Annotated in this window: 8 protein-coding genes; 6 read left to right on the forward strand and 2 right to left on the reverse strand. The window is 71.3% G+C overall.

The features are described 5' to 3' along the window. Positions 1-7 precede the first annotated feature (7 nt). Complete coding sequence (locus ACQ0O7_RS34460; RefSeq protein ID WP_430788557.1) at positions 8-1,624, forward strand: DUF885 domain-containing protein; 1,617 nt, start codon at positions 8-10, stop codon at positions 1,622-1,624. 156 nt (positions 1,625-1,780) lie between these two features. On the opposite strand, the gene ACQ0O7_RS34465 is transcribed toward ACQ0O7_RS34460, so the two are convergent. Beyond that, complete coding sequence (locus ACQ0O7_RS34465; protein ID WP_430788559.1) at positions 1,781-2,503, reverse strand: hypothetical protein; 723 nt, start codon at positions 2,501-2,503, stop codon at positions 1,781-1,783. Positions 2,504-2,700: 197 nt separating this feature from the next. Next, entirely contained in the window at positions 2,701-3,378 is a 678-nt protein-coding gene (locus ACQ0O7_RS34470; protein ID WP_430788561.1) for a hypothetical protein, read from the reverse strand. Positions 3,379-3,550: 172 nt separating this feature from the next. Between ACQ0O7_RS34470 and eno the strand changes: the two genes are divergently transcribed. The 5 genes from eno (at position 3,551) to ACQ0O7_RS34495 (ending at position 7,554) form a co-directional block, all read left to right on the forward strand. Further along, entirely contained in the window at positions 3,551-4,834 is a 1,284-nt protein-coding gene (gene eno / locus ACQ0O7_RS34475; protein ID WP_430788563.1) for a phosphopyruvate hydratase, read from the forward strand. A 198-nt stretch (positions 4,835-5,032) separates the two neighbouring features. Beyond that, positions 5,033-5,638, forward strand: coding sequence for an FtsB family cell division protein (locus ACQ0O7_RS34480; protein WP_430788565.1), 606 nt, complete (start codon positions 5,033-5,035; stop codon positions 5,636-5,638). 10 nt (positions 5,639-5,648) lie between these two features. Beyond that, positions 5,649-6,152: a DUF501 domain-containing protein gene (locus ACQ0O7_RS34485; protein WP_430788567.1), complete on the forward strand. Its 504-nt coding sequence runs from the start codon at positions 5,649-5,651 to the stop codon at positions 6,150-6,152. Continuing rightward, positions 6,149-6,643: an amino-acid N-acetyltransferase gene (locus tag ACQ0O7_RS34490; RefSeq protein WP_430788569.1), complete on the forward strand. Its 495-nt coding sequence runs from the start codon at positions 6,149-6,151 to the stop codon at positions 6,641-6,643. Before ACQ0O7_RS34485 ends, ACQ0O7_RS34490 begins: the two co-directional genes overlap by 4 nt. 2 nt (positions 6,644-6,645) lie before the next feature. After that, positions 6,646-7,554, forward strand: a complete 909-nt coding sequence (locus tag ACQ0O7_RS34495; protein ID WP_430788571.1) for an exopolyphosphatase — start codon at positions 6,646-6,648, stop codon at positions 7,552-7,554. Positions 7,555-7,569 lie beyond the last annotated feature (15 nt).

Genomic DNA, 7,569 nt, shown 5'->3' on the forward strand with positions numbered 1-7,569 from the left:
TCACGGCATGCCGGAGTTCGTACCGCTCGCCGAGCGCATCGTCGACGCCCTGCTGGAAAGCGACCCCACCACCGCGATGTACGCGGGGGACCACCGCTTCGACGACCGCCTGCCCGACCACTCCACCGCGGCGGTCACCGAGCGGATCGCCATGCTGCGTGACGCCGGTGACGCGCTCAGCGGTGTCGACGCCGACGGGCTCGACGCCGAGGACCAGGTCGACCACGCGATCCTGTCGGCCCGGGTGGAGCGGGCGCTGTTCGAGCTCACCGACGTCCGCGAGCACGAGTGGAACCCCCTCGCCCACCACCCCGGCCCGCTGCTGCACGGGCTGATCGCCCGTCCGTTCGCCCCGCTCGACGAGCGGCTGTCCAGCCTGGCCGGCCGGCTCGAGGCGGTGCCCGACGCCCTCGCCACCGCCCGCGCCGTGCTCAGCGACGTGCCCCGGGTCCACACCGAGACGGCGATCGGCCAGTTCGGCGGCGCCGCCGGGCTGATCCGGCACGAACTGCCCGCCCTGCTCGCCCAGGAACCGGGCATGCGCGCCCGGATCGAGCCGGTGGCCGCCGCCGCCCTCACCGCGTTCGGCGAGTTCGACGGCTGGCTGCGCGCCCGGCTGGACGGCGGCGACCCGGGCCGTGACCCCCGGCTCGGCCGCCGGCTCTGGGAGGCCCGGCTCTGGCACACCCTGGACACCGAGTTGTCCGCCGCCGAGGTGCTGTCCCGGGCCGAGGAGAACCTGGCCCGGGTCGGCGCCGAGATCCGCGAGGCCGCCGCCGAACTCACCGGCGGCCCGGCCACCGACGAGACCGTCCGCCGGGCCCTCGACACGCTCGCCGACCGCCACCCCGACGACACCACCATCGTCGGCCTGGCCAAGGTGACGATGGACGAGGCCACCGATTTCGTCCGCCACCACGACGTGGTCTCTCTTGTGGACGACCCGTGCCTGATCGAGGAGATGCCGGAGTTCGCCCGCGGCGTGTCGGTGGCGTACTGCGATCCGCCCGGCCCGCTGGAGACCGCCGACGTCCCCACCTTCTACTGCATCGCGCCCGCCCCCGCGGACTGGCCGGCCGACCGGATCACCAGCTACTACCGCGAGTACAACGACGAGATGCTGCGCAACCTGACCGTCCACGAGGCGATGCCCGGCCACTTCCTGCAGATCGCCCACTCCCGGCGGTTCCGGGCCGCCACCCGGGTCCGGGCACTCGGCTGGTCCGGCCCGTTCGTCGAAGGCTGGGCGGTCTACGCCGAGGAGGTGATGGCCGGCCTCGGCTTCGGTGGCCTGCCGGTGCGGTTGCAGCAGCTCAAGATGCAGCTCCGGATGACCCTCAACGCGATCATCGACCAGCGGGCGCACTGCGACGGCCTGGCCGAGGAGGAGGCGATGGCCCTGATGACCGGGACCGCCTTCCAGGAGGAGGGGGAGGCCGCCGGCAAGTGGCGCCGCGCCCTGCTCACCTCGACTCAGCTCTCCACCTACTTCGTCGGCTACACCGAGGTGGCGTCGATCGCCGCGTCCCGCCCGTTCGGCGCCACTCCGCGAGCGTGGCACGACGCCATGCTCGCGCACGGCTCCCCACCACCCCGCCACCTGCGAACCCTCCTCGGCGTCTGACCGCCCGGACTCCCCACTCGGCGTCCGGCCGCCCGGACCACCCGCGAGGAGCTCCGGGCCGAGGCCAGACCGTGTGGCGTTTTGCGGTTCGATTCGAGCCGCAAAACGCCACACGACCGGAGCGCCCCGCCCGATTCCGTTGTGCGGACAGAAGGGTCAATCCGGGCGGTGGTCGACGAAGCGGGCGTTGGCGGGGATGGCGAAGTCGCGGTCGTCGGTAGCGGTGCGGAATTCGGTGAGCATCATCTCCACCGGTGTGCCGCTGACGGTCCCGGTGAACGCGGCGATCGTGCCGTCGACGGTGACGCAGACGTCGAAATCGGACGTGGGTGCCGGGCCGACGCCGCCCAGCCGCAGACAGGAGGCGAAACGCCCGGCGATCGTCGTCTCCCGGGAGGTGACAGCGACGGTCGGGTCGATCGCCGCCGCTTCCAGCATGTCGAGAATCGCCGCCGGGCTGATCATCCCGGTCGAGGCCGGCACGTCGTCCGGTTCCTCGGCGGCCGGACTGGTGGCGGTGCAGACAGCCCCGGAACCATCGCCGCCGTCGGCAGGAGAGGTGCGCGTGGGGATCTCGGTGGTGCAGCGGATGCGGGCGGCCGGAGTATGGATCAGCCGGCCGGCCGGGAAGACGTAGACCGCGCGGCCGGGATCCCGGGACCGGGCCACCAGGCCGGTCCGGCCGCCGGCCAGGCGGTAGACCGCGGTCCAGTTCTCCCGTTCGGCCGCGGCGACCCGGTCGGCGGCCTCGGAGACCAGGTCACCGTCGGCGACGCCGGCCGCGCTGGCCTCCTCCAAGCCGGTGCAGGCGGTCAGGGCGAGCAACACCGTGCCGGCGAGAAGTGACGACGCCGGCGCCCGGCGGAGGACGGTGATCAACGGAGGGTGGGGTGGGTGGGATGGATGTGGCGCGGGGTGGCGGGCACGAGACCACCCTTGCGCACCCGCCGACCCCACGCAATCGAGTATGCGGCGGCGTTCGTCGATGAATCGAGGACTAATGGCCCGACAATTAACGGGCCGTAGGTCCTCCATTCATCGGGGCCGTCATGCGATTTTCGAATTCATATCCGGATTCATCGCAGTGAGATGACTTCGGCCAGCACCTCGGTGGCCGTGGTCTCCACCTGCGCGGCCTGGCGGCGGGCCTGGAGCTGGAGGCGCATCACGTACCGGCGGATGATCCTGGCCTGGCGTTCGTCCTGCTCGAAGAGGGCCACGATCTCGGTCAGCAGCGGCCCGCGGACCGGAACCTGCTGGCGGATGGTGGAGGCCCGGAGCACGGTGGCCGGGAACTCGACCACCTCGTCGTCGGCGAGCTGCACCCGGAGCCGCAGTTCGTCGCCGGGCCGCAGGTCGGTGCCGCCGAACAGGGCGCGCACCGAGCGTTCGCTGATGTCGTGCACACGGCCGTACCGTTCCGGTTGGCTGGGCCGGACGAGCAGCACGCTCTCGCCCCCGCCACCGCGCACGTAGTTGCGCAGCTGCTCGATCTCCAGCGCGCCGTCGAAGCCGATCTCGAGCCGGTTCTCGTCGATCGAGCGGACGGTTCCGCGCTGCGCGTAACGGCCCCGTGGCCCGGCGGGCCAGCGCAGGCACACGCCGTCACCGGTGCTGAGGGTGGCCTGGGCCAGGGCGAGGGACAGGGTCACGGCGGTGTCGGTGACGCGCACCACCCGTACGTCCGGGACGGTCCGGTCGCCGTGGAGCATCTCGACACGGGACCCGTCGGAGGGAAACAGGCTGCTGGTCATAGTGCTCTGAGGTTCGGCAGGTGCGGCCCGGGTTTGAGGCGAACCGGTGAAGGAGTTGACCGGCCCCTCGAACACGTCATTGCCGGACTCGATACGCTCTGGCGGTGTGGTCGGCCCGCAGGGTCGCGGACCGAAACTGTATTCGTACAACTGTTAGGGAGCGACACGACAAATGGCCACCATTGAAGCAATCGTCGCCCGCGAGATTCTCGATTCCCGGGGCAACCCGACCGTTGAGGTCGAGGTCGGTCTGGACGACGGCTCGGTCGGCCGCGCGGCGGTTCCGTCCGGTGCCTCCACCGGCGCGTTCGAGGCGCTCGAGCTTCGCGACGGTGACAAGAGCCGCTACCTCGGCAAGGGTGTCGAGAAGGCGGTGCACAACATCGAGGAGCAGCTGATCGACGAGCTGGTCGGCTACGAGGCCTCGGACCAGCGCCTGATCGACCAGAAGATGCTCGACATCGACGGCACCGCGGACAAGTCGGCGCTGGGCGCCAACGCGATCCTCGGCGTCTCGCTGGCCGTCGCGAAGGCCGCCGCGGCCTCCGCCGAGCTGCCGCTGTTCCGCTACCTGGGCGGCCCGAACGCGTCGCTGCTGCCGGTGCCGATGATGAACATCCTGAACGGTGGGTCGCACGCCGACTCCAACGTCGACGTGCAGGAGTTCATGATCGCGCCGATCGGCGCCCCGACCTTCCGCGAGGCCGTCCGCAGCGGCGCCGAGGTCTACCACGCGCTCAAGTCGGTGCTGAAGAAGAAGGGCCTGTCCACCGGCCTCGGCGACGAGGGCGGCTTCGCGCCGAACCTGTCGGCGAACGTCGCGGCCCTGGAGCTGATCGCGGAGGCCGTGCAGGCCGCCGGCTACAACCTGGGCAGCGACATCGTGCTGGCGATGGACGTCGCGGCGACCGAGTTCCACAAGGACGGGGCGTACGTCTTCGAGGGCGCGCCGAAGTCGACCGACGAGATGATCGCGTACTACGCGAAGCTGGCCGCCGACTTCCCGATCGTCTCCATCGAGGACCCGCTGGACGAGGAGGACTGGGCCGGCTGGAGCGCGATGACCGCCCAGCTCGGTGACAAGGTGCAGATCGTCGGCGACGACCTGTTCGTCACCAACCCGCAGCGCCTGGCCCGTGGCGTCGCCGAGCAGGCCGCCAACGCCCTGCTGGTCAAGGTGAACCAGATCGGTTCGCTGACCGAGACGCTGGACGCCGTGGACCTGGCCCACCGGGCCGGCTTCAAGACGATGATGTCGCACCGCTCGGGTGAGACCGAGGACGTCACCATCGCCGACCTGGCCGTCGCGGTCGGCTCCGGCCAGATCAAGACCGGTGCCCCGGCGCGGTCCGACCGGGTCGCGAAGTACAACCAGCTGCTGCGCATCGAGGAGCAGCTGGAGAGCGCCGCCCGGTACGCCGGAGCGGGCGCGTTCCCGCGTTACCGCGTCGCCTGACGATTCCATAGCGGATCATCGGATGAGCAGTCTTCGACGCGACGTGGGTCCGGACCGCCCGGATTCGCTGGTCGGCGCCGGGTGACCCGGCCCTCGTCGCATCGAAGACCGCTCAGTTTGTGGCACCCGCGTGTGGAGGAATAGGTTCTCAGGCGGGTGCCACGAATTCGGGGGCGCCACAGAGGCGGGAGGTCGGGGATGACGGAGCGCCGCACACCGAGCGGCCAGGGCCCGACCCGACGCCGTGCCGGTGCGGGTGGGCGTCCCACGGCGTCCCGGACCACCACGGCCGCGCGGTCCCGCGGCACCACCCGTAACAGCAGCACCACCCGTAACACCGGACCGGTCCGGGCACCCTCCGCACGGCGTACGGCCGGGGCCTCGAAGGGCGGCGCCGCCGCCGAGCGCACCGACGCGCCCCGCCCGCGCGCGCTGACCAGCCGGGCCACCGTCCTGATCGCGCTGGTCGTGGCGCTGGCACTGGCCTACACGTACCCCCTTCGGGTGTATCTGGAGCAGGAGTCCCAGATCGCCGAGATGGAGCGGGCCACCGACGACCAGCGTGCCGCGATCGCCCGGACGGCGAAGGAACTGGCCAAGTGGCGCGACGACGACTACCTGCGCATCCAGGCCCGTGAGACGTTCTTCTACGTGCGCCCCGGCGAGACGCCCCTCCTGGTCGTGAACGACAAGGAGAGCGCCGCTCGCAAGGCCGCGGAGCAAGCCCCGGCGGCCGACCCGGACCGCTGGTACGACACGCTGTGGAGCAGTGTCGAAGCCGCCAACGCCGAGCCTCAGGACTGAACCCGGACCGATGGAACAACCCACACCCGCCGACCTCGACATCGTGGCGGCCCAGCTCGGCCGCCGCCCCCGTGGCACCCGGGCGGTCGCGCACCGCTGCCCGTGTGGCAACCCCGACGTGGTGGAGACCTCGCCACGTCTGGACGACGGCACGCCCTTCCCGACCCTGTTCTACCTGACCTGCCCGCATGCCACCGCCGCGTGCAGCCGGCTGGAGTCGGCCGGGGTGATGCGGGACATGCAGGAGCGGCTGAGCACCGATCCCGAGCTGGCGAGGAAGTACGCCGCGGCACACCAGGACTATCTGGACCGGCGGACCGCCATCGACGACGTGCCGGAGATCAAGAACGTCTCGGCCGGTGGCATGCCGGACCGGGTGAAGTGCCTGCACGTCCACCTCGGGCACGCGCTGGCCGCCGGGCGGGGCGTCAACCCGTTCGGTGACGAGGTGCGGGACGCGATCGAGCCCTACTGGGCGGGCGGCCCCTGCGTGCGGATCACGGTCGACGAGTGACCGTTCGCCGCGCGAGGACCGGGGACATCCGGTCGATCCGGTCCCTGGTGGACACCTACACCACCGATCGGCGTCTGCTGAGCAAGGCCACCGTCACCCTGTACGAGCAGGTCCAGGAGTTCTGGGTGGCCGAGGCGGAGGACGGCACGGTGGCCGGCTGCGGCGCCCTGCACGTGATGTGGGAGGACCTGGCCGAGATCCGCACGGTGGCCGTCGACCCGGCCCGGCGCGGTCAGAGGATCGGCCACCGGATCGTCGCGGCGCTGCTGGACCAGGCGCGCGAACTCGGCGTGCGCCGTGTGTTCTGTCTCACCTTCGAGACCCGCTTCTTCGGGTCGTTCGGGTTCACCGAGATCGACGGCGCGCCGGTGCCGCACGGGGTCTACGAGCAACTGCTCCGGTCGTACGACGAAGGTGTCGCCGAATTCCTTGACCTGGAACGGGTCAAACCGAACACGCTGGGGAACACGAGAATGCTGTTGCACCTGTGAGCGTGCGTGTCGCCGCGATCGACTGCGGCACCAACGCCATCCGCCTGCTGATCGCCGACGTGAGCGGGGACGAACTGGTCGACGTGGCCCGCCGGATGGAGATCGTCCGGCTGGGTGAGGGAGTGGACCGGACCGGGATGCTGGCGCCGGGCGCGATCGAGCGTACCCGCAAGGCTCTTCTCGGTTATGCCGCCGAGATCGCCGAACTGGGGGTCACCCGGGTGCGGATGTGCGCCACCTCGGCCAGCCGGGACGCCTCGAACGCGCAGGACTTCCGGGACATGGTCCGCGGGGTGCTGGGCATCGACCCGGAGGTGATCACCGGCGCGCAGGAGGCGCAGCTCTCCTTCGACGGGGCGGTCCGCGGGCTGGACGCCGACGGGCCCTATCTGGTGTACGACCTGGGTGGCGGCTCCACCGAGTTCGTCACCGGGACCACCACGGTCGAGCGGTCGATCTCGATGGACATCGGCTGTGTCCGGATGACCGAGCGGCATCTGCACGGTGACCCGCCGACGGCGGCCGAGCTGGCGGCGGCCGAGGCGGACATCGTCGCGGCGATCGACACCGCGCTGGCGGCGGTCGGCGGCCGGGAGGCGAAGACGCTGGTCGGGCTGGCCGGGACGGTGACCACGGTGGCCGCGCTGGCGCACGGGCTGGACGAGTACGACTCGGAGCGGATCCACCACAGCCGGGTCGACGCGCCGGTGGTGGCCCGGGTGACCGATGAGCTGCTGGCGATGACGGTGGCCGAGCGGCTGGAGCTGCCGGTGATGCATCCGGGGCGGGCCGACGTGATCGGGGCCGGCGCCCTGATCATGAAGTTGATCGGTGAGCGGTCCGGGCACGACTTCGTGATCGCCTCGGAGCACGACATCCTCGACGGCATCGCCTTCGGCCTGGCCGTCTGAAGCGCGTGCCGACTT

It is taken from the genome of Actinoplanes sp. G11-F43 (assembly GCF_050589265.1).
Lineage (GTDB): Bacteria > Actinomycetota > Actinomycetes > Mycobacteriales > Micromonosporaceae > Actinoplanes.

Bases quoted from the DNA above. Each gene is read 5' to 3' on its own strand.
- ACQ0O7_RS34460 (WP_430788557.1), top strand. From the start codon at position 8: ATGCCGGAGTTCGTACCGCTCGCCGAGCGCATCGTCGACGCCCTGCTG.
- ACQ0O7_RS34470 (WP_430788561.1), bottom strand. From the start codon at position 3,378: ATGACCAGCAGCCTGTTTCCCTCCGACGGGTCCCGTGTCGAGATGCTC.
- eno (WP_430788563.1), top strand. From the start codon at position 3,551: ATGGCCACCATTGAAGCAATCGTCGCCCGCGAGATTCTCGATTCCCGG.
- ACQ0O7_RS34480 (WP_430788565.1), top strand. From the start codon at position 5,033: ATGACGGAGCGCCGCACACCGAGCGGCCAGGGCCCGACCCGACGCCGT.
- ACQ0O7_RS34485 (WP_430788567.1), top strand. From the start codon at position 5,649: ATGGAACAACCCACACCCGCCGACCTCGACATCGTGGCGGCCCAGCTC.